Origin of the sequence: Methylocapsa aurea (assembly GCF_000746085.1) — a bacterium.
In the GTDB taxonomy this organism is placed as follows: domain Bacteria; phylum Pseudomonadota; class Alphaproteobacteria; order Rhizobiales; family Beijerinckiaceae; genus Methylocapsa; species Methylocapsa aurea.
In genome coordinates, this window is the sequence record NZ_JQKO01000013.1 from 18,221 (window position 1) to 38,244 (window position 20,024).

At 61.9% G+C, this 20,024-nt stretch carries 21 protein-coding genes; 12 read left to right on the plus strand and 9 right to left on the minus strand.

All coding sequences use genetic code 11. The features are described 5' to 3' along the window. Positions 1–18: 18 nt before the first annotated feature. On the minus strand, positions 19–1,641 hold the full coding sequence (locus tag DL86_RS10265) for a peptide ABC transporter substrate-binding protein (RefSeq protein ID WP_342585864.1): 1,623 nt from the start codon (positions 1,639–1,641) through the stop codon (positions 19–21). Between the two features lie 10 nt (positions 1,642–1,651). Further along, positions 1,652–2,473: a carbon-nitrogen hydrolase family protein gene (locus DL86_RS10270; protein ID WP_036260947.1), complete on the minus strand. Its 822-nt coding sequence runs from the start codon at positions 2,471–2,473 to the stop codon at positions 1,652–1,654. 308 nt (positions 2,474–2,781) lie between these two features. Here DL86_RS10270 and DL86_RS10275 point away from each other — a divergent pair, with 308 nt between their 5' ends. Both DL86_RS10275 and DL86_RS10280 read left to right on the plus strand, forming a co-directional pair. After that, a complete protein-coding gene (locus DL86_RS10275; protein ID WP_084572830.1) occupies positions 2,782–4,017 on the plus strand; it encodes a M4 family metallopeptidase in 1,236 nt (411 codons plus the stop codon). Further along, positions 4,014–4,292: a protealysin inhibitor emfourin gene (locus DL86_RS10280; RefSeq protein WP_036260949.1), complete on the plus strand. Its 279-nt coding sequence runs from the start codon at positions 4,014–4,016 to the stop codon at positions 4,290–4,292. Before DL86_RS10275 ends, DL86_RS10280 begins: the two co-directional genes overlap by 4 nt. A gap of 193 nt (positions 4,293–4,485) precedes the next feature. On the opposite strand, the gene DL86_RS10285 is transcribed toward DL86_RS10280, so the two are convergent. Further along, positions 4,486–5,169, minus strand: a complete 684-nt coding sequence (locus DL86_RS10285; protein ID WP_084572831.1) for an alpha-ketoglutarate-dependent dioxygenase AlkB family protein — start codon at positions 5,167–5,169, stop codon at positions 4,486–4,488. Positions 5,170–5,246: 77 nt separating this feature from the next. Beyond that, positions 5,247–5,867 (minus strand): 2,3-bisphosphoglycerate-dependent phosphoglycerate mutase, encoded by a 621-nt coding sequence (locus tag DL86_RS10290; RefSeq protein ID WP_036260952.1) that lies wholly within the window; start codon positions 5,865–5,867, stop codon positions 5,247–5,249. Positions 5,868–5,980: 113 nt separating this feature from the next. On the opposite strand from DL86_RS10290, the gene DL86_RS10295 reads away from it, so the two are divergent. The 3 genes from DL86_RS10295 to DL86_RS10305 are packed head-to-tail and all read left to right on the plus strand — an operon-like array spanning position 5,981 to position 9,012. Next, positions 5,981–7,168 (plus strand): acetyl-CoA C-acyltransferase, encoded by a 1,188-nt coding sequence (locus tag DL86_RS10295; RefSeq protein WP_036261146.1) that lies wholly within the window; start codon positions 5,981–5,983, stop codon positions 7,166–7,168. A 53-nt stretch (positions 7,169–7,221) separates the two neighbouring features. Beyond that, on the plus strand, positions 7,222–7,602 hold the full coding sequence (locus DL86_RS19235) for a DUF6460 domain-containing protein (RefSeq protein WP_084572832.1): 381 nt from the start codon (positions 7,222–7,224) through the stop codon (positions 7,600–7,602). A 33-nt stretch (positions 7,603–7,635) separates the two neighbouring features. Continuing rightward, a complete protein-coding gene (locus DL86_RS10305; RefSeq protein ID WP_036260954.1) occupies positions 7,636–9,012 on the plus strand; it encodes an MATE family efflux transporter in 1,377 nt (458 codons plus the stop codon). Here DL86_RS10305 and DL86_RS10310 read toward each other — a convergent pair. Then, a complete protein-coding gene (locus DL86_RS10310; protein WP_280948992.1) occupies positions 8,931–10,049 on the minus strand; it encodes a quinone-dependent dihydroorotate dehydrogenase in 1,119 nt (372 codons plus the stop codon). The two genes, DL86_RS10305 and DL86_RS10310, sit on opposite strands and share 82 nt — an antisense overlap. A gap of 478 nt (positions 10,050–10,527) precedes the next feature. Here DL86_RS10310 and DL86_RS18690 point away from each other — a divergent pair, with 478 nt between their 5' ends. Then, on the plus strand, positions 10,528–11,118 hold the full coding sequence (locus DL86_RS18690) for a 4'-phosphopantetheinyl transferase family protein (RefSeq protein WP_162180419.1): 591 nt from the start codon (positions 10,528–10,530) through the stop codon (positions 11,116–11,118). 85 nt (positions 11,119–11,203) lie between these two features. Here the strand turns inward: DL86_RS18690 and DL86_RS10320 are convergent, their stop codons facing one another. From DL86_RS10320 to DL86_RS10335, 4 genes are all read right to left on the minus strand, one after another. Then, the gene (locus DL86_RS10320; protein WP_051953152.1) at positions 11,204–11,485 is read right to left on the minus strand and encodes a YodC family protein; all 282 of its coding nucleotides are present in this window, start codon (positions 11,483–11,485) and stop codon (positions 11,204–11,206) included. A 165-nt stretch (positions 11,486–11,650) separates the two neighbouring features. Continuing rightward, a complete protein-coding gene (gene hemF, locus DL86_RS10325; RefSeq protein WP_036260956.1) occupies positions 11,651–12,565 on the minus strand; it encodes an oxygen-dependent coproporphyrinogen oxidase in 915 nt (304 codons plus the stop codon). A 189-nt stretch (positions 12,566–12,754) separates the two neighbouring features. Further along, positions 12,755–13,360 (minus strand): hypothetical protein, encoded by a 606-nt coding sequence (locus tag DL86_RS10330; protein WP_156964575.1) that lies wholly within the window; start codon positions 13,358–13,360, stop codon positions 12,755–12,757. A 63-nt stretch (positions 13,361–13,423) separates the two neighbouring features. After that, positions 13,424–13,876, minus strand: coding sequence for a tRNA (cytidine(34)-2'-O)-methyltransferase (locus DL86_RS10335; protein WP_036261156.1), 453 nt, complete (start codon positions 13,874–13,876; stop codon positions 13,424–13,426). A gap of 260 nt (positions 13,877–14,136) precedes the next feature. On the opposite strand from DL86_RS10335, the gene petA reads away from it, so the two are divergent. The 6 genes from petA (at position 14,137) to DL86_RS10365 (ending at position 19,967) form a co-directional block, all read left to right on the plus strand. Next, positions 14,137–14,658, plus strand: coding sequence for a ubiquinol-cytochrome c reductase iron-sulfur subunit (gene petA / locus DL86_RS10340; RefSeq protein ID WP_036260960.1), 522 nt, complete (start codon positions 14,137–14,139; stop codon positions 14,656–14,658). A 64-nt stretch (positions 14,659–14,722) separates the two neighbouring features. Continuing rightward, a complete protein-coding gene (locus DL86_RS10345; RefSeq protein WP_036260962.1) occupies positions 14,723–15,997 on the plus strand; it encodes a cytochrome b in 1,275 nt (424 codons plus the stop codon). Positions 15,998–16,031: 34 nt separating this feature from the next. Next, positions 16,032–16,919 (plus strand): cytochrome c1, encoded by an 888-nt coding sequence (locus DL86_RS10350; RefSeq protein ID WP_036260963.1) that lies wholly within the window; start codon positions 16,032–16,034, stop codon positions 16,917–16,919. A gap of 159 nt (positions 16,920–17,078) precedes the next feature. Continuing rightward, a complete protein-coding gene (locus tag DL86_RS10355) occupies positions 17,079–18,803 on the plus strand; it encodes a lysine--tRNA ligase (RefSeq protein WP_036261158.1) in 1,725 nt (574 codons plus the stop codon). 24 nt (positions 18,804–18,827) lie between these two features. Continuing rightward, complete coding sequence (locus DL86_RS10360) at positions 18,828–19,472, plus strand: alpha/beta hydrolase (RefSeq protein WP_036260965.1); 645 nt, start codon at positions 18,828–18,830, stop codon at positions 19,470–19,472. A gap of 150 nt (positions 19,473–19,622) precedes the next feature. Next, on the plus strand, positions 19,623–19,967 hold the full coding sequence (locus DL86_RS10365) for a DUF952 domain-containing protein (protein WP_036260967.1): 345 nt from the start codon (positions 19,623–19,625) through the stop codon (positions 19,965–19,967). The last annotated feature ends 57 nt before the right edge of the window (positions 19,968–20,024 follow it).

The window sequence follows — 20,024 nt, forward strand, 5'->3', positions numbered from 1 at the left end:
AAAATGCTTTAATTCCACCTAAGGCGCGATCGAAATATAGCGGCCATGATGGGCGTCGAGCGCATTCTGCTCCCATCCCCGCAATTTCGGCGACACCAGATTGGTCGATCGATAGGTCATCAGCACCAGATAGGGCTGTTCGTCGAGAATCAAGGCCTCGGCCTGATGCAGGATGGCGCTGCGGCGCTCGGGCGAAAGCTCGCGCCGCGCCGCATGCATCAAGGCATCGTAGGCCTCGTTGGCGAAGCTCGCAACATTGAGCCCCTTGTTGTCGCTCTCGCCAAGAAATAGGAAATTCTGCGCATCGGGAAAATCGGCGAACCAGCCCGACCGAGCGACATCGAAAGGGCTTTTCTCCCGTAAGAAGGCGTAATGGCTAGCGGCGTCGACGCCAAGCAGCCGGGTCTCAACCCCCAGCGCTTTCCACATATCGGCGATCGCCACGGCCGTCGCCCGATGATTTCCCCCCGCGTTGAAGCGCAGCTCCACTTCGAGCGTTTGGCCTCCCTCGCCAAAGCCCGCTTCGGCCAGCAAGCGCTTGGCCTCGTCCTCCCGCTCGAAAAGGCTTAACTGCCTCCATGCGACGGAGGCGGGCGCGCCATAGCTCGAAATGCCCGGCGGCACGAAGCCATAGCTCGGCTCCATGGCGCCGCCCCAGATGCGCTCGGCGAGGAACTCGCGATCGATCGCCATCGAGAGGGCCTGACGCACCCTGCGGTCTGCGAAGGGCTCGCGGCGGGTGTCGAAGGCGTAGAAATACCCGCCAAGACTCTGGGTGACTTTGAACGCCTGGGCGAGATGCTTGCGCACGAAGGGGATCTGTTCGGCCTGGACATCGTCATAAGAGTCGATTTCGCCGGCCATGAAGCGGCGCAGCGCGGCGGCGCGGTCCTCCAAGGGCGTGACGATTTCCGCGTCGAGAGCGACATGGGCCGCGTCGTGAAAATGTGGATTCTTGACGAGGACCAGCCGGTCGTTGGGCGTGAACTCCTTCAGCATGAATGGGCCATTGGCGACCACATGGGCTGGGCGCACAAAATCCGACCCATAGGCTTCGATCGACTTGCGATGCAGCGGCAGGGCGGTGAAATGGGCCAGCTCCGCGATGAAATAGGGCGTCGGCTGTTCGAGCGTGATTTCGAGCGCGGCGTCGCTTAGCGCGCGCGCGCCCAAGCTCTCTACCGGCTCCTCGCCCTTGTTGATCTTTTCGGCATTCTTCAACGTGTAGAGAATATTGGCGTAGGGAGCGCCGGTCGCCGGATTCATCAGACGGCGGAAGGCGAAGACGAAGTCCTCCGGCGCGACGCGATCGCCATTCGACCATTTCGCATCGCCGCGAAGCTTGAAAACATAGACCGTGGCGTCGGCGTTCGCGCTCCAGCTCTCCGCGACGCCGGGGATGAGTTCGCCGCGCGCGTCGCGGCTGACGAGGCCCTCGAACAATTCAGAGAGGACATTGCTTTCGATCAGGGTCGTGGCCTTGTGCGGATCGAGCGATCCAGGATCGCCAAGCGCGCCGCGCCGCCAAACCATCGCCGCCTCGATGGGGCTCGCGAGCAGGAGGCTTGCGAAAAGGCTGGCGATAGCGGCGCGATGGATGAGGCGACGCGCCGCCTCAAAATGAAAAATCCAGCGCATCATGTTCGAAGGCTCAAGCAAACCCGACCTTGTGCCGCGCGACTGGAATTTGTTCGCGCACTTTCTTGACCATCGCGCGATCGATCCGCGTCGAGACGATCCCCGTCCCGTCGGAGGCCTTGGCGGTGACATGGCCCCAGGGATCGACGACGAGGGAATGGCCATATGTATGCCGGGTTTGATTGCCGGCGACATGGGCCCCGGTCTGCGCGGCGGCGCAGAAATAGGTCTGCGTCTCGATCGCCCGCGCCCGGCAGAGAACCTCCCAATGGTCCTTCCCGGTCTGCAGGGTGAAAGCCGCCGGCAAGGCGATCATTTCCGCGCCTTTGGCGACCAGGGCCTGAAACAGCTCCGGAAACCTGATGTCATAGCAGATCGAACAGCCGACGATCATATCATCGCAAAGATAGGTCACGACCGCTTTGCCCGGCGCGAAGGCCGCGCTCTCGCGATATTCCGTTCCATCGGGCGCGGTAATGTCGAACATATGGATCTTCCGATAGCGCGCGATTTCCGCGCCGTCGCGATCGAAGACCACAGTCGTATTGTGGATGCGCTCGCTCTCTTCGGCCTTTTCCAGGATCGATCCGGCGTGGATGAACACCTTGCGCTTGCGCGCAAGTTCTTGCATCGCGCGATAGGCTGGCCCGTCGGGAAAGGTCTCGGCCGCCGCCATCTTGTCCGCCCGATCCCCGCCGAGAAAATCGAAACATTCCGGCAGGCCGATCCAATCCGGATTTTCCTGCGCGACGGCCAGCTCGATCAGCCTGACGGCGGCGGCGATATTTTGCGCCTTGTCGCTGATCGAATTCATCTGGATCAGGGATATTTTCATTCAGCGCTCCCGCATGGGACAGTTCTCTTGGAACATGCTCCAACCTTTGAAATCCGAGCGGTTCCTTCCTGATCGGATCAACCGATCAGGAGGCGCTCGCAGCGCACGGATCGCGCAGCGTCCCCCTGGCTTCACGTTAGCCGCGCCCTATGTTCATTGCTATTGGCGTTTTTCGCTCCGCCGCACGCCGCGCAGCTCAAGCCGGGGGGACGAGAGCCGGAAGCGCAATCTGCAAATACCGGCGCCAGACCGGGCATTAAGGGAACCTTGCTCCGAACGCAGTTTCCAACGAAAATAGGAGGAAAGTCATGCGACAAAATCGTTTCGATTTGAGACAGGCGCGCTGTCCCTGCTGTTTTATCGTTCCGCCGGAAATGTTGCGCCGCCTCGCGACGAGCGGCGATCCGGAACTCGCCGCCGCCGCCGGCCACACCATGAGCCTTACCAATGGCATGCGGGCTTTTCGCGCACAGCTCAGCACGGGCGCGCCCTCGCCAATGGCCAGACGGCGCCAGGGCCGCCGCCGCCAGATTTTCGACTGCAAGAACTTTACTGACCTCCCCGGCGATCTCGTCCGGTCCGAAACCGGCTCCGACCCCAGCCCGGACGTAACCGTGAACGAGGCGTTCGACTATTCCGGCACGACATGGGACTTCTACAAGACCGTCTTTGGACGCGAGTCCATTGATGGGAATGGGCAGACGCTGGTCTCCTCCGTCCATTACAGCCAGAACTATGACAATGCGTTCTGGAATGGGCAGCAGATGGTTTACGGCGATGGCGACGGCGTCGTCTTCCGCCGCTTCACGATCTCGCTGGACGTCATCGCCCATGAGTTGACTCATGGGATCACCCAGTTCACCGCCCAATTGCCCTATCAGGACCAATCCGGCGCGCTCAATGAATCGATGTCCGATGTCTTCGGCTCGATGATCAAGCAATGGGCGCTCGGCCAGAACGCCGCCGAAGCCGACTGGCTGATCGGGGCCGGCCTCCTGACGCCCGCCGTGAATGGAAGAGCCTTGCGGGACATGGCCCATCCCGGCACCGCCTATGACGATCCAAGGCTCGGCAAGGACCGGCAGCCAGGGCATATGAGGGATTTCATTGAAACCGAGCTGGATAATGGCGGCGTCCATCTCAACTCCGGAATCCCCAACCGGGCTTTTGTGCTCGCCGCCAAGGCGATCGGCGGAAACTCCTGGGAGAAGGCGGGACGGGTCTGGTACGTCACATTGACGGAGCGGCTGACCTCCAGCGCCGATTTCCCCAAATGCGCGGCCGAGACCATTTCCGTCGCGCGCGATCTCTTCCCCGACGATCCGACGATCGCGGCCAAGATCGCGCAGGCTTGGGCCGACGTTGGGCTCGAATCGCCGATGGCGGTCGCGGCCTATATGCCGGCGGCGGGCGGCGCTCGCGCTTCCCTGGAGGCGGCTGGTTTACGGACCGCCGCCGCGGCAAGCGAGACGCCAGCGGCGGCAAAGCCCCATCATGGCGCGCGAAAGAAGAAGGCCGAGAACCATCGGCCGCATGCCCGATGAAAATCATTGTTGAACGCTCGGGCGGTTTTGCGGGCGCCATCTTGCGCGGAGAACGCGATGGCGCCGCCTTGTCGCCGGAGCAGCGACAGGCGCTGGAGCGGATGCTCGACGAGGCCCCCCCACGCGTCCCTCCCGGCACCGGTCCTGAGCTGCAGGCGGACCGGTTCGTCTACAAAGTCGAAATGCAGGACGAGACCGGCGTCCGCGTCATGACCGTTCCCGAAGCGCGGATGCCGCCCTGCCTTGCGGGCATCGCCGCCCGTTCAAAAGATTAACGCATGGTCTGAAAGGATCATGAGTCAACAGAGTTGGACAGATGCGTAAGTTCATCCGCCCTTTTGAGCCTTACAAAGGCAAGATCACGGTGCTTTTAGATGGAAACATCCAAAAGCATGAAACGTGATCTATTGTTGAGAAGAGAGCGGGATTTAACGCGAAAAACCGGAGTCTGCTTTTTCGCATCCCGCTCTAAGGTCGCGTCACGCGCCGCAAGGTGAGGTTGATCCTCCCGCCGCCCGGCAGAAGCGCGGATGCGCCGCCAAGAATTTTATCGACGCCGTGAAACAGAAGTCGCGCCGAGCCCCCCAGCGCCAGAACGTCGCCGGAGTGAAGGCGCAGCCGGCTGGCGGGATCCGCGCGCTTTAGCCCGCCGTAGCGGAAGACGCATGCATCGCCGAGCGAGATCGAAACCACCGGAGCGGCGAACTCCTCCTCGTCGCGATCCTGGTGGAGGCCCATCCGCGCCGAGACATCGTAGAAATTGATGAGACAGGCCTCCGGCGGATGCGGGTATTGGGCAATCTCCCGCCAGACGTCTAGGACGCGCGCGGGGATCGCCGGCCAAGCCTGTCCGGTCACCGGATGCGTCGGCTGATAGCGATAGCCGCCGTCTTGATCCGACACCCAGCCAAGCGGGCCGCAATTGGTCATCTTGACCGAAAAGGGGCGGCCGCTGCGCGGCATTCTTGGCGTGAACCAGGGGGCCTGCGCAATCACCGCGGCGATATCGTCGGCAAGGGCGCGTTGCGCGGCCGCGTCGAGATAGGCCGGGAAATGTGCGAGCCCCGGCGGCAAATGCGCGGCAGGCTCCGTCGGAGCTCTTCCCGGTTCAGCGGAATGACAAAACAGGTTTAGTTCTTGTGTTCGTCGCATTTTCTTAACGCGAACCCATGTCTTTTTTTAACGCGAACCCGCATCCGCTTCGCTCGCCGGCGGAGCCAGACGAGCCGTCACGGGATCAGAACATCCTTGGTTTCGACGGTCGAGTCGGGCTTCAGCCGATAGACGAGCGGAATCCCGGTCGCAATCTCCATCGAGGGAATGGTTTGCGGGCTCAGCTGGTCGAGCACCATCGCAAGGGCTCGGAGCGAATTTCCATGCGCCGAGACAAGAACGCGCTCGCCGCGCAGCACCGCCGGGAGAATGGTCTGGCAATAATAGGGAAGCACCCTGGCCACGGTATCCTTCAAGCTCTCGCCGCCTGGAGGTTGGATGTCGTAGGAACGGCGCCAGAGGTGAACCTGCTTCTCGCCCCATTTCTGCCTCGCTTCATCTTTGTTGAGGCCGCAAAGCTCGCCATAGTCGCGCTCGTTTAGAGCCTGATCCCGCAGGGTCGGAAGATCCGGCGCGCCGAGTTCGGAGAGCATGATTTGCAAGGAGTGCTGGGCGCGCATCAAATCGGATGTAAAAGCGCGGTCGAAGGCGAGGCCGCGCGCCTTGAGGCTGCGCCCCGCCCACCGCGCCTCCTCAACGCCTTTTTCGGTGAGACCTGGATCCTTCCAGCCAGTGAACAGGTTTTTCAGATTCCATTCGCTTTGGCCGTGGCGCACGAGTACGAGAATGCGGTCCATATCTCATCCTTGTCGAGTGTCGAGGCGCCGCCGCCCGGCAGCCGCCGCCTGCCTTTGTTATATAGCCCCCGTTCATGGCGCAACGCTGGCGCCCGGGAGATTGGGATAAAGCCATGCCCGAGCAGGATCCGATCGTCATCGTCGCCGCCGCACGCACGCCGATCGGCGGCTTTCAAGGCGATTTCAAAGGTCTCGCGGCCACCGACCTCGGCGCCGCCGCGATAAAGGCGGCGGTGGCCCGGTCCGGCTTGAGGCCCGAAGATATCGATGAAGTGATTCTTGGCTGCGTCCTGTCCGCCGGACAGGGCCAGGCCCCCGCGCGTCAGGCGGCGCTCAAGGCAGGCCTGCCAGAGGCAGCGGGTTGCGTGACGATCAATAAAATGTGCGGCTCGGGCATGAAGGCCATCATGTTCGGGCATGACCTGCTGCGCGCCGACAGCGCCGCGATCGTGCTGGCCGGCGGCATGGAGAGCATGACCAACGCGCCCTACCTCCTCGATCGCGCCAGGGCCGGCTATCGCATGGGGCATGGCAGGATCATAGACCATATGTTCCTCGACGGGCTCGAGGACGCCTATGGCCAGCGCCTGCCGATGGGCGCCTTCGCCGAGGACTGCGCCGAGGCCTTTCAATTTACCCGCGCCGCCCAGGACGCTTTCGCGCTTTGTTCGCTGGAGCGGGCGCAAAAGGCGATCGCGGATGGCAGTTTCGAGGCCGAAATTGCGCAGGTTTCCGCGCCCGCCGGCAAGATCGACCGGATGATCGCCGAGGACGAACAGCCGCTTAAGGCGCGGATCGACAAGATTTCCACGCTGAAGCCGGCCTTTAGGGACGGCGGAACCGTGACCGCGGCGAATTCGAGTTCGATTTCGGATGGCGCAGCGGCGCTCGTCCTCATGCGCCGTTCGGACGCGGAGCGGCGCGGCGCGTCGGCGCTGGCGATCATCCGCGCCCATGCGACCCATGCACAGGCCCCGGATCAATTCGCCACCGCCCCTATCGGCGCATTGCGCAAGCTGATGGACAAGACCGGCTGGTCCTTGCCGGACGTCGACCTATTCGAAATCAATGAGGCCTTCGCCGTCGTGACGATGGCGGCGATGCGCGAACTTGCGCTCCCGCATGAGAAGGTCAATGTGCATGGGGGCGCCTGCGCGCTTGGCCATCCCATTGGCGCTTCAGGCGCTCGGATCGTCGCGACGCTCCTGGCGGCATTGAAGAAATATGGCTTGAAACGCGGCGCCGCCGCCCTTTGCATCGGCGGCGGCGAGGCGACGGCGCTCGCCATCGAGATGACTTGAAGCGCGCTGTCGCCTAAACTTTCCAGTCAGCCAGATTCTCCACGAGGTTTTCCATGAGCGACGATCACCGGTCCGCGCCAGACGCGCCTCCCCATTGGCCAGGCGCGTCCAGCGGGCCAACCGAGCCGCATTGGCGCCAGGACGAATCGCGAGCGCGAAAAGACGAGCCTCCCCTCAACCGTTTCCTCGGCGGCTCGCCCGGCTCGGTCTTCCTGCGCCTCCTCTTCGTATCCCTGATCGTCGGCGCCTTCCTGATGTGGTTCGACATCCGGCCGCAGGATATTTTTCGCGGGGTGATCGACCTCATCAATCGCATCTGGGCGCTCGGTTTCGACGCCATCCGGGAGGTCGCGAACTATATCATCGTCGGGGCCGCGATCGTCGTTCCCGTGTGGCTGGCGCTGCGGCTCCTGAACATGCGCGATGGCCGCTGAATTTGACTGACTTTAACTTGGGCCGTCTCTGACGTGGGCGCTGAACCGACCGTCAACCCCGTCGAGGTCAGCCATTCGCGCGTGATCCGGCTCGCGCTGCCGATGACGCTCGCGCATTTGTCGACGCCCTTGCTCGGCGTCGCCGATGCGGCGATCATCGGCCGGCTCGGCGAGGCCCATCTTCTCGGCGCGATCGCCGCGGCGGCGGTCATTTTCGATTTTATCTTCTGGAGCTTCGGTTTCCTGCGCATGGGAACTGCGGGGCTCACCGCGCAGGCGCTGGGCGCAGGCGACCGCGCCGAGCAGCGCGCCACTTTTCTACGCGCCCTGATCATTGGCTTTTGCATTGGAATCGGCCTGATCTGCCTGCAAGCGGCGATCGCGGGCGCGGCTTTCGCCGCGCTTGACGCCAGCCCGGAAGTGACCCACGCGGCGCGGCTCTATTTCGATGTCCGGATCTGGTCGGCGCCTTTCGTTCTTGTCAATTACGCCGTGCTCGGCGCGATCACCGGACGCGGCAGGACCGATGTGGCGCTCGCGCTTCAGGTCGGAATCAATCTCGTCAACATCGCCTTCAACTTAGCCTTCGTTTATGGCCTCGGGCTCGGCGTGCAAGGCTCCGCAGCCGGAACGCTTTTGGCCGAGGCCTTGGGCGCCCTCGCCGGCTTCTTGGTCGTCCGGCGCATCTATGGCGATCTCTTCCCAATCGACCGCGGCCTCATTTTCGAGCACGAAAAACTTGCCCGAATGTTTGCGGTCAATGGCGACATCATGATCCGCACAATGGCGCTTCTCTTCGCCTTCGCCTTCTTCACCGCGCAAGGCGCGAAGGGCGGCGACGCCACGCTCGCCGCCAACGCCATTTTGCTCAATCTGTTTCTCGTCGCCGCCTATTTCCTCGATGGCTTCGCGACCGCCGCCGAGCAGATGTGCGGCCAATCCTTCGGCGCCCGCGACGGCGCCGGCTTCGCCAAGGCGGTGCGCCTCACCGCCTTCTGGTGCCTCGCTTTTTCCGCCGCCGTGTCGCTGGCGGCGCTCGCGGGCGGCGGCGCGTTCATCGATTTTCTGACGACCAGCCCCGAAGTGCGCGCCCTCGCGCGCGAATATCTCTTGTTCGCCGCGCTGACGCCGCTCGCCGGGGCGCTCGCTTTCGAATTCGACGGGGTCTTCATCGGCGCGACATGGACGCGCGACATGCGCAATATGATGCTCGTCTCGCTCGCGCTCTATATCGGCGGCTTTTTTCTGCTGCGGCCTTTCGGCAATGCCGGGCTTTGGTCGGCCCTGCTGATCTTTCTTCTCGCTCGCGGCCTCACGCAAGCATGGCGTTACCGGATGCTGTCCGCCGCCGCCTTCCCACTGGCCCAATCTCCCGCGCCGGAGCCGATCGCATCGACAAGCCGGGGATAGGATTTCTGCTCGATCAGGCGGAGGAGGCCGCGCTTGATCTCAGCGATCAGGCCGGAGCCCTTGAACGCCAGCGCCGAATAGAATTGCACGAGACTCGCACCCGCCTCGATCTTGGCGAAGGCGGCATGAGCGCTATCGACGCCGCCGACGCCAATCAAGGGAAACTGGTTCTCGACCCGCAGATAGGCGGCGGCCAGCATTTGCGTCGAAAGCGGAAACAGCGGGAGGCCCGAAAGCCCTCCCTCCTGCCGCGCCAAAACGGTTTCGATGAGCGTCGGCGGCCGCGAGAGGGTCGTATTGGACACGATCAGGCCATCGATTTTCCGCGCGCGCGCGCATCTGACTATGGCGTCGAGGCCGTTGAGCGAGAGGTCCGGCGCGATCTTCACCAGCACCGGCTTGCGGCCGAAAGCCTCGGCCGCCTTGTCGCGGGCGGCGAGCGCGCGGGCGAGAAGATCATCCAGCGCTTCGGCTGCCTGCAAGTCCCGCAATCCCGGCGTATTGGGCGAGGAAATATTGATCGCGAAATAATCCGCGACATCGGCAAAGGCCTCGATACCGCGCACATAGTCGCCCGCCCGATCGGCCGAGTCCTTATTCGCGCCAATGTTCACGCCGACAAATCCCAGCTTCGCCGCAAGCGCGCGCTTGGCGAGGCGCGCGTGAACCGCGCCATGGCCCTCGCTGTTGAAGCCAAAGCGATTGATCACGCCCTGGTCCCGCGCGAGGCGAAACAGGCGCGGGCGCGGATTGCCGGCCTGCGACAGCGGCGTGATTGTTCCGACCTCCGCAAAGCCAAAGCCCAGTCGCAGCATGGGGTCGACGACTTCGCCATTCTTGTCGAAGCCTGCCGCGAGCCCCAGCGGGTTTCGAAAGAGAAGTCCAAAAGCGCTGACCGCGAGGCGCGGATCGTCCGGCGGGGGAGAGGCAAGCGGAAGACTGGCGAGCGCCTTGATGGTCAACCCATGCGCCATCTCGGGATCGACGCGGAACAGGAGCGGACGGGCGAGCGCGCCCAACAGATTGGCCCAGCCCACCTGAAACTCAATTTTCGGAATTGCCGAAACTCCTTTGAATCATCGTGAAGCCCGATCTATCACTAGAGCCGGATGATTTTGGACGGAATCGCAAGGCGATCTCGTCCAAAATCTGAATCCGCCTCTCATCAAAGAGTTAGAGCATGATGTCGTCCGAAAACCGGTTTCCACTTTTCGGCATCATGCTCTAGAGCGCTTTCCGATCGAATGCAGTCATTCGATCGATCATAAATCGCTCCAGTGTTAAAGCGTCGGAGCATATTCCGAACAGATCGAACCAATCTGTTCGGAATATGCTCTAATGTCCCTTGGCCCCTTCAAAATCGCCGTCGCGCCCATGCGAGAAACAGCATTCCAAAAGCCCGCACCTCAATGCCCGCTTGGCCTGGCGGGTCCGGCGCAGCGCATCGGGACCACGGACAGCGCCAACCTCTGGCTCGTAGGCGTCTCCAACGAAGATGGCCCCCCGCCCGGCCAAATGAGCCTTCTTTCCCAGGACGAAAGGGATCGCGCCGACAGGTTCCACTTCGCCGTGGATCGGACCCGTTTTATCCTGGCTCGCGCCGCCTTGCGAACCCTGGTCGGGCAAGCCGCCGGCCAGGCGCCGGAGGAGATCGAATTTTCAACCGGGCCTTATGGCAAGCCCGGCCTCAAGGGCAGGCCAGACCTCCATTTCAATGTCTCCCACTCCGGCGCGCTGGCGCTGATTGGGATTTCATCCGAGCGTCCGATCGGAGTCGACATCGAAATCATCCGAGAAAATATGGACGAACTCGCTTTGGCGCGGACTTTTTTTTGTGAAGACGAATTTGCTTTTCTCAGTGCGCTTGATGCGCCGGCGCGGCTGCGCGCCTTCTACAAAATATGGACCTGCAAGGAAGCGGTCCTGAAAGCGTTCGGGGTCGGGATCTCCACCAATTTGAAGGATTTTTCCGTCGAATTGACGCAAGACGGAGTCAAGATTCACCCTACATCCGCCTGTTTCACGCCAGCTCTCGCCATGACCCGGATCGAGCCGATCGAAGTCCCGGCGGGATATGCCGGGACCCTTGCCTTGGCGGGGCTTTAGTCCGCAAGCTCGATTTGCGGGACCAGCGAACGAATCGCGCTGCGACATCCGCGGGGGGGGCGCCGTCCGGTTTGAGAAGGGAGCGTCAGCCGTCGCCGTGACGTTTCTTCTTGCCGTCTCGCTTCTTGCCCCTGGAGTCGTCATCATCCTCGTCGTCATCATTGTCTTCGTCGTCGAGGATGGTGATGGATTCGAGGCTGATGGCGGGAAGCGTGCTGGTTTTCACTTCATCGCTTAGCTCCGCGTACCACAAGCAATGCACGCCCTCTCCTCCGACGGCGACGACCGTCATCGCCGGCCCCCCGGATTTCAACTGAACAATGTCGCCGGGTTTGAAATCCGTCGGTTGGCTGCTCGATTCGGTCATGGATTCGCCTCTCGCTCTTGGCTGAGTGTCTTGTGGCCGATGTTTGGCGGCGCACGGCCAAGCAATAGCCAGAAAGCGCGCCGATCCTCAGGAACAGCCTGTGTTTAGGCAAGGAGTATGACAGGCGCGTATCGGCATCGCGCCAAAAGTCGGGTCACGCCCTGTTCAGGGCCACATCACCAGCGGCGGCAGAGACGACAGGATTGCCTCGACATTGCCGCCGGTCTTCAGGCCGAAGATCGTGCCTCGATCATAGAGCAGGTTGAATTCAACATAACGGCCGCGCCGCACCAATTGCTCCTCGCGATCGGCCGACGTCCAGACAAGCGCCATATTGCGACGCACAAGTTCGGGATAGATCGAAAGGAAACCCATCCCGACGGCGCGAGTGAAAGCGAAATTTTTAGCAAAGACCGGATCGTCGCCTGCTGGACAATCGAGATAATCGTAAAAAATCCCGCCGATCCCGCGCGGCTCCGAGCGATGCTTCAAATAGAAATATTCATCACACCATTGCTTATATTTCTCGTAGTCGGCGGCGGGGTTCTGGGCGTCGTTGCAGGCGCGCTTCATCGCGGCGTGGAAATCCTGGGCGTCGGGATCGCTTTGCGCGCGGCGGCTGTCGAGCACCGGGGTCAGGTCGGCGCCGCCGCCGAACCATGCCCTGCTGGTTTCCACATAACGCGTGTTCATATGCACGACCGGAACATTCGGGTTCCACGGGTGAGCGATCAAGGAGACCCCCGAGGCCCAGAAGCGCGGATCCTCTTCCGCTCCGGGAATCTGCTTGGCGAATTCCGGCGGGAAGGCCCCGAAAACCGTTGACGTATGAACCGCCATTTTCTCGAAGACGCGGCCAGCAAGCAAAGCCATGCGGCCGCCGCCGCCATCGCCCCCGGTCTCGTTCGTCCTGCGCCAGAGCTTTGTCGAGAAGCGCCCGGCCGCCATGTCCGGCTTGGCGAAGGGGCCCTCCGCCTCCTCCTCCAAAAGCTCGAAGGCGGCGATGATTTTTTCCTGCAGCGCCACAAACCAGGCGCTGGCCTCGTCTTTGCGGCGGTCGCTGATCGTTGGGTCAGGCATTCAATGGCGCTTTCGAGGCTCGAGCCGGGTTGGCGGCGGATGATTTGCGCCGCGAGAATATGTCGGTAAACAAGGATTGAGATTGCGGCAAATCAACCCGCTGTCTGGACCATTCGGCAAATTTCGATCATTCGAATGCGCGCGCCTTCTAGCTGAGTCGTAGCCGCAGGAGCGCCGTTTCCAAAACCCCTATTTCATCGCGACCAAGCTGTTTCCGGCCGGCGAAATGGCTTTGAACGCCGGCGCCAAATTCCTCACGATCACGGTCTTCACATTGGCCCCGAGCGCGGTGAGCTTCATTTTATAGCAGTCGCGCGGATCGCCATTTTCCAGGACCTCTCCGCGCGCGGCCATCTCGGCGCGCTGGCGCCGCACCGAGTCCAGAAGCGCGGGACTTGATTCGATCGTTGTCAGGCCCTCGGCGCTCAATCCGTAGTCGAGGGCGATGTCGGTGCGCATTTTGGCCGAAGCGCGGTCGTAGTCGCACAGATTGTCAAGCTGGCCAACGCTCATCAGACGGACGAACGCGTCGGAACTGAGGCTATGGATCTTGTCCAAGACCGGCTTTTGCTCATCAACGGGCACATTATCCATTTCGAGCCCCAGCGCCACGGCGCTTGGAGTGAAATCGACCTTGAAGCCCGCGAATTCGAGCGAGGATGGCGGCGAGGCCCGCTGGAGCAACCGCTGAGCCGCGGTTTCGATGTCCGAGAATGCGCCCAGGATCAAGGTCAAAAAAACGAGACCGAACGCGATTTGCAAGAATCCCTTGAAATAATCGATGGCTTTCGACATGACGCCCTCCTTCAAGCAATGCAGGAAGGATACGAAAATTTAACCCGGGCCGGCTGTGCGCGCTCACACGAGATCCAATTGCCGCAGAGCTTCCCCCGCGACCATGGCGGCAGCGACGGCGACGTTCAGCGACCGCATCGGCTCTTTCAACGGGATGACGAGGCGCGCGTCCGCCGCCGCATGGATGTCGGCCGGCACCCCGGCCGATTCGCGGCCGAGGAGCAAAATGTCGCCATCGCCAAAGCTGAAACGCGTGTAGGCGAGGCTCGCCTTGGTCGAGAGCAAGAGCAGGCGGCGGCCGCGCGCGCGCCGCCATGCCTCGAAAGCGGTCCAAGACGGGTAGCGCGCTAGGTCGACATGCGAAAGATAATCCATGCCGGCGCGGCGGAAATGCCGGTCGCTCACGGGGAAACCGGCCGGTTCGATGATCGCGGCGGCCAGGCCAAGGCAGGCGCACATGCGCAAAATTGTTCCGGTGTTTTGCGGAATGTCCGGCTGAAAGAGCGCGAGCATCAGCGGCGGCGTAGCTTGGTCAGGCGGCATGTTTGCGATAGGACCCATCGGATGAACGTCGAGAGCGGAGGAATTTCAACGATGGGCGCATCACATTCGCGCGGCGCGGCTCGCCGGCTCATGGCCTGCCCGCCCATGGCTGCGCGGCGGCGGCGGGGCGGCGAAGCGCCCTATCGCGCGGCAATGCGCACAAAATAAAGCATATTGATTCTTTTACGCCGCTTGAATAGTTCGTAAGGGCGTCGCTCCAATTCGAGGGTTCAATGGTAGCCAGCACGATAACGGACGAACCGACCCGAAGGGATTTTCTGTTTATCGCGACGGGCGCCGTCGGCGTTGTCGGCGCCGCCGCCGCTGTCTGGCCTTTCCTCAGCCAGATGAGCCCCGATGCGACGACCTTGGCGGCCGCGTCCATCGAAGTCGACATCGGCAATATCGCGCCGGGTCAGATCGTCACCGTCAAATGGCGCGGCAAGCCGGTCTTCATATCGCACCGGACGCCAGCGGAAATCGAAGCCGCCCGCGCAACTCCCTTGAGCGAACTGCCCGATCCGGCCACCGACGAATCGCGCGCGCCCAATCCCGAGTGGCTGATCGTCGTCGGCATTTGCACCCATCTCGGCTGCGTGCCGATCGGCAACGAAGGTCCCTATAACGGCTATTTTTGCCCTTGTCATGGCTCGGTCTATGACGCCTCCGGGCGCATCCGGCAAGGTCCGGCTCCCTCCAACCTTGCTATTCCACCCTATAAGTTCGCAGGCGACGCCAAAGTCACGATAGGCTAGCCTTCAGCCGCGCTGGTTTATACGCCGAGCTCGCCGACCCAATCCCCCGAGCAGAGACGAGAGCATGAGCGGACATCCGACCTACGTCCCGACACACCCTGCGGCCCAATGGCTTGAACGCCGTTTGCCGATCCTCGGCCTGCTGCACTCCTCCTTTGTCGTTTTCCCCAATCCGCGCAATTTGAACTACTGGTGGACCTTCGGCGGCATCCTGTCCTTCATGCTCGCGGCGCAGATCGCTACAGGCGTGGTTCTCGTCATGCATTACACGCCGCAGGCCAGCCTGGCGTTTGCATCGGTCGAGCATATCATGCGCGACGTGAACTATGGCTGGCTGTTCCGCTACGCGCATGCGAACGGCGCCTCGATGTTCTTCGTCGCGCTCTACATCCACATGTTTCGGGGCATGTATTACGGCTCTTACAAGGAGCCGCGCGAGGTGCTCTGGCTGCTCGGCATCCTCATCTACCTCTTGACGATAGCAACCGCCTTCATGGGCTATGTCCTGCCTTGGGGCCAGATGAGCTTCTGGGGCGCGACCGTCATCACCAGCCTGTTTTCGGCGGTGCCCTTTGTCGGCGATTCCATCACGACATGGCTGTGGGGCGGCTACGCCGTCGACAACGCGACCCTCAATCGCTTCTTCTCGCTCCATTATCTGCTGCCCTTCATGATCGCCGGCGTAGTGGTGTTGCATATCTGGGCCTTGCATGTTCCCGGCTCTAACAACCCAACCGGGCTGGAGCCGAAGACCGCCAAGGATACGCTGCCGTTCCATCCCTATTTCACGGTCAAGGATGGTTTCGCGCTGGCCTGTTTCCTGATCTTTTTTTCCTGGTTTATTTTCTACGTTCCGAACTATCTCAACCACGCCGACAATTACATCGAGGCTAATCCGTTGCAGACGCCGGCCCATATCGTGCCGGAATGGTATTATTTGCCATTCTACGCGATTTTGCGCTCGATCCCCTCGAAGCTCGGCGGCACGATCGCCATGTTCGCCGCAGTGTTGATCTTTGCTTTTCTCCCCTGGCTCGATAGCTCGCGGATCAAATCGGCGGTCTATCGTCCCCTCTACAAGATCGCATTCTGGGCTTTCGTCGTTTGCGCCGTGCTTCTTGGCTATGTCGGCGCGCAGCCGCCGGAGGGCGTTTATGTCCTGGCCGCGCGTCTCCTCACCGCTTATTATTTCCTCCACTTTCTGGTGATTTTGCCCCTGCTTGGCATCTACGAGAAGCCACGGCCCCTTCCCGCCTCGATCGCCGATTCGGTGCTCGGCCCGCCAAAAGAGGCGATTCACGCGGACGCCAACCCGGCCCACCCTAGGAAGAGCGGCTGAAGCCCAACGGCGGATGTCCACAAGGAAAGCGTTCATGAGCTTGTTTCCCAGGAAAATGCGCGTTGGCGCCGGAGTGGCCCTCGCCCTCATCGCGATGCTTGTTCTGGCCGCCAGCGGGACGAAGGGGCTCGCCTCGGACGACGCCGCGACAAACGCCCCGGCCGGATCGCATGATGTGAAAACGCCCAAGCGTCAGGCTTGGAGCTTTTATGGCCCCTTCGGCAAGTTCGATCAGGCGCAGCTTCAACGCGGCTTGCAGGTCTTTCGCGAGGTTTGCGCAACCTGCCATTCGCTGAAATCGATCGCCTTCCGCGATCTGGCCGCTCCAGGCGGCCCCGACTTCTCGGAAGCGCAGGCAAAAGCGCTCGCCGCCGACTATAAGATCAAGGACGGCCCCAACGACGCCGGAGATATGTTCGAACGGCCTGGACGGCTGTCCGATTATTTCCCCTGGAATTTTCCCAATGCGCAGGCGGCGCGGGCGGCCTTCGGCGCTCTGCCCCCAGACCTCTCGGTGATCGCCAAGGCCCGGACCTACCACCGCGGCTTTCCGCTGTTTCTGGTCGACCCGATCATTCAATATCAAGAGCATGGCGCCGATTATATCTATGCGCTGCTGACCGGCTATGCGCGCTCCGAGGATCCGAACTGGAACGAATATTTCCCGGGTCACAAGATCGCCATGCCCAATCCGCTGAGCGATGGTGCCGTCGATTACGCCGATGGCTCGCCCAAGACGGTCCGCCAATACGCCAAGGATGTTTCCGCCTTTCTGATGTGGACGGCCGAACCCAAGCTCGAGGAGCGCAAGGCCATCGGCTTCCGCGTCCTTGTCTTCCTTTGCGTGTTTGCAGGGCTTTTATACTTCGTGAAGCGGAAGATCTGGGCGCGCGTCCACGACGACGCCGGCGGGACGCATTGAAAGCGCGCAGCCGGCGCCGCGCTCCTTTGGGATGATGCTCTAGCGGCGCGCGACCCCGCCGAACCAATTGACGCGATGGCTTGCGCTTCCTATCGTTCGCGCCGTCGCTCGCCGTCCTTGATGGAGCCGGGCTATTTTCCGCCTTTCCAAGGAAACGCCATGTCTTCGGCCGCAACGCCTTCCGCCGCACAGCCGGCCGCGGCGCAGCTTTCACTTCTCAATTTCGCAGGGCAAGCCAATGCTTGGCCGTTTGAGGAGGCGCGCAAGATCCTTCGCCGGGTCGAGGCCAAAGGCCAGACCGAAGTGCTCTTCGAAACCGGATATGGCCCTTCCGGCCTGCCCCATATCGGAACCTTCGGCGAGGTCGCCCGCACGACCATGGTGCGGCACGCCTTCCGGGTGCTGACGCAGGATGAGATTAAAACCCGCCTGATCGCTTTTTCGGACGATATGGACGGACTGCGCAAGGTCCCCGACAATATTCCCAACAGGGAGATGATCGCCGCCCATCTCGGCAAGCCCCTGACCGAGGTGCCCGATCCTTTTGGCGCGCATGCGAGTTTCGGCGCGCATAATAATGCGCGGTTGCGCGCCTTTCTCGACCAGTTCGGGTTCGAATATGAATTCGCCTCCGCAACTGACTACTATAATTCGGGGCGGTTCGACGCCGCGCTGCTCCACCTCCTCGCCCATTACGACGAGGTGATGGCGATCATGCTGCCGACCTTCCGCGAGGAGAGAGCGGCGACCTATTCGCCTTTCCTTCCGATCCATCCGCAAACCCGCATCGTCATGCAGGTTCCCATCGAGGCGATCGACGTCGCCGCCGGGACGCTCGCTTGGCGCGATCCGGCAACCGACGAGCGGTTCGTGACGCCGGTGACCGGCGGCAAATGCAAGCTGCAATGGAAGCCGGATTGGGCGATGCGCTGGTATGCGCTTGGAATCGACTATGAAATGGCCGGCAAGGACTTGATCGATTCCGTCAAGCTGTCGGGCCAGATCGTCCGGGCGCTCGGCGGCGCGCCGCCGGAAGGGTTCAACTATGAATTGTTCCTCGACGAAAAGGGACAAAAAATTTCAAAGTCGAAAGGCAATGGCCTGACCATCGAGGACTGGCTCACCTACGCCAGCCCCGAAAGTCTTTCGCTTTTCATGTATCAGAAGCCGACCGCCGCAAAGCGGCTCTATTTCGACGCCATTCCCCGCGCCGTCGACGATTATCTGACTTTTCTCGACGCCTATCCGAGGCAGGAGATCAAGGAGCGTCTGGGCAATCCGGTCTGGCACATCCATTCGGGCGCGCCGCCCGAGCCCGAAATTCTGCGCCATGAAGGCGGCTCCGGAACCGTGATCACATTTGGCATGCTCTTGAACCTCGCCGCCGTCGCCAATAGCGAGGATCCGCAAGTGCTCTGGGCCTTTCTGCGCCGCTACGCGCCAGGCGTTTCGGGCGCCACGCACCCTCGCCTTGACCGGCTGGTGTCCTATGCGGTGCGCTATTTCCGCGATTTCGTGCGTCCGGCGAAGGCCTATCGCGCGCCGGACGATGTCGAACGCGAGGCTCTGCTCGAGCTGTCCGCGATGCTCGGCGCCCTTCCCCAAACAGCAACTGCCGAAGAGATTCAAACCGCGCTCTACGACATCGCCCGAGAAATTCCCCGCTATCAGGATATGAAAGCAAAGGGCGCCAGCCCGGAGCGTCCCGGCGTTTCGAACGATTGGTTCACCATGCTTTACGCCGTGCTGCTCGGCGAAAGCCGCGGCCCGCGTTTTGGCTCGTTCGTGGCGCTCTATGGGATCGCGGAGACCCGTAAGCTGATCGCCGATGCGCTCCAAGGCGATCTCGTGCGCGAGCATGAGACGTTTCTGGCGCAACGATAAACCGGGTCCAAGGGGGAACAGAGCATGGATTTTTTGGACCCGCTTGAGTTTAGCGCCGATTGGGCGCGCGCGCAGGCCGCATTGATCTTCATGCATGGGCATGGGCAAACCCGCGACGATTGCCAGGAGTTCGCCGAAAAAATCGGCTGCGATGGAATCCGCTTTCTATTTCCGCGCGCTGAAAGCGGCGGCTGGTTTCCGAAGAGCTTTCTCGAACCCGTCGAGGAGAATCAGCCCCAACTCGGGCAGTCGCTCGCGCATTATGGCGCCATCCTCGATAGCGTTCGCGGCCGTGGGCTCGCGCTGGACCGCATCATTCTCGGCGGCTTTTCCCAAGGCGCCTGCCTCACCGCGGAGTTCCTGGTGCGCAATCCGCGATCCTATGGCGGCGCGCTGATCCTGAGCGGCGGCTTGATGGACATTGGCGCCATCGGGCGCAGGCCCGGCTCCGGGCTCCTCGGCGTCCCGGTCTATGTCAGCGCCAGCGAGAGCGACGAACAAGCGCCGGTCGAGCGCGCCCGCGCCACGATCAAGACGCTGCAGGCCGGCGGCGCGCTGATCCGATCGCATATTTTTACCGACCGGCCGCATGTCATCGGGGACGAGGAAATCGTCGAGGCGCGCAAGCTACTGGCCGAGGTGAAGCAAGCCGCCGAGACGGCTGCCTAGATCACGATGCTTTTAGATGGAAACATCCGAAAGCATGAAACGTGATCTATTGTTGAGAAGAGAGTGGGATTTGACGCGAAAAACCGGAGTCCACTTTTTCGCATCCCGCTCTAACTCACCGAGAATTTGCGCCAAGGAGCGAAATTGATAATGGCATTGATTTACAAGATTGCTCCAGCGGCGCTGTGGCGCAAAGCTCAGGACAAAGGCCGCTTCGAAGGCGCGCCTGTCGATATCGCCGACGGCTTCATTCATTTCTCCACCGCCGAACAGGCGCAAGAGACCGCCGCAAAATATTTCGCCGGGCAGGACGACCTCGTCCTCATCGCCGTGGACCCGGAAATCCTCGGCGAAGAACTCCGCTTCGAGCCCTCGCGCGGCGGCGCGCTTTTCCCGCATCTTCACGGGCCATTGCCCCATGACGCCGTGGTTTGGGTGAAACCACTCCCGCTCCAGCCGGACGGCGGCCATGATTTCGCTGGCCTTCTCGACTAGCCGAAAAAGAATGGCGCAGCTATCGCTAAGTATAGGACAAGTGCGCGATCGCACCTT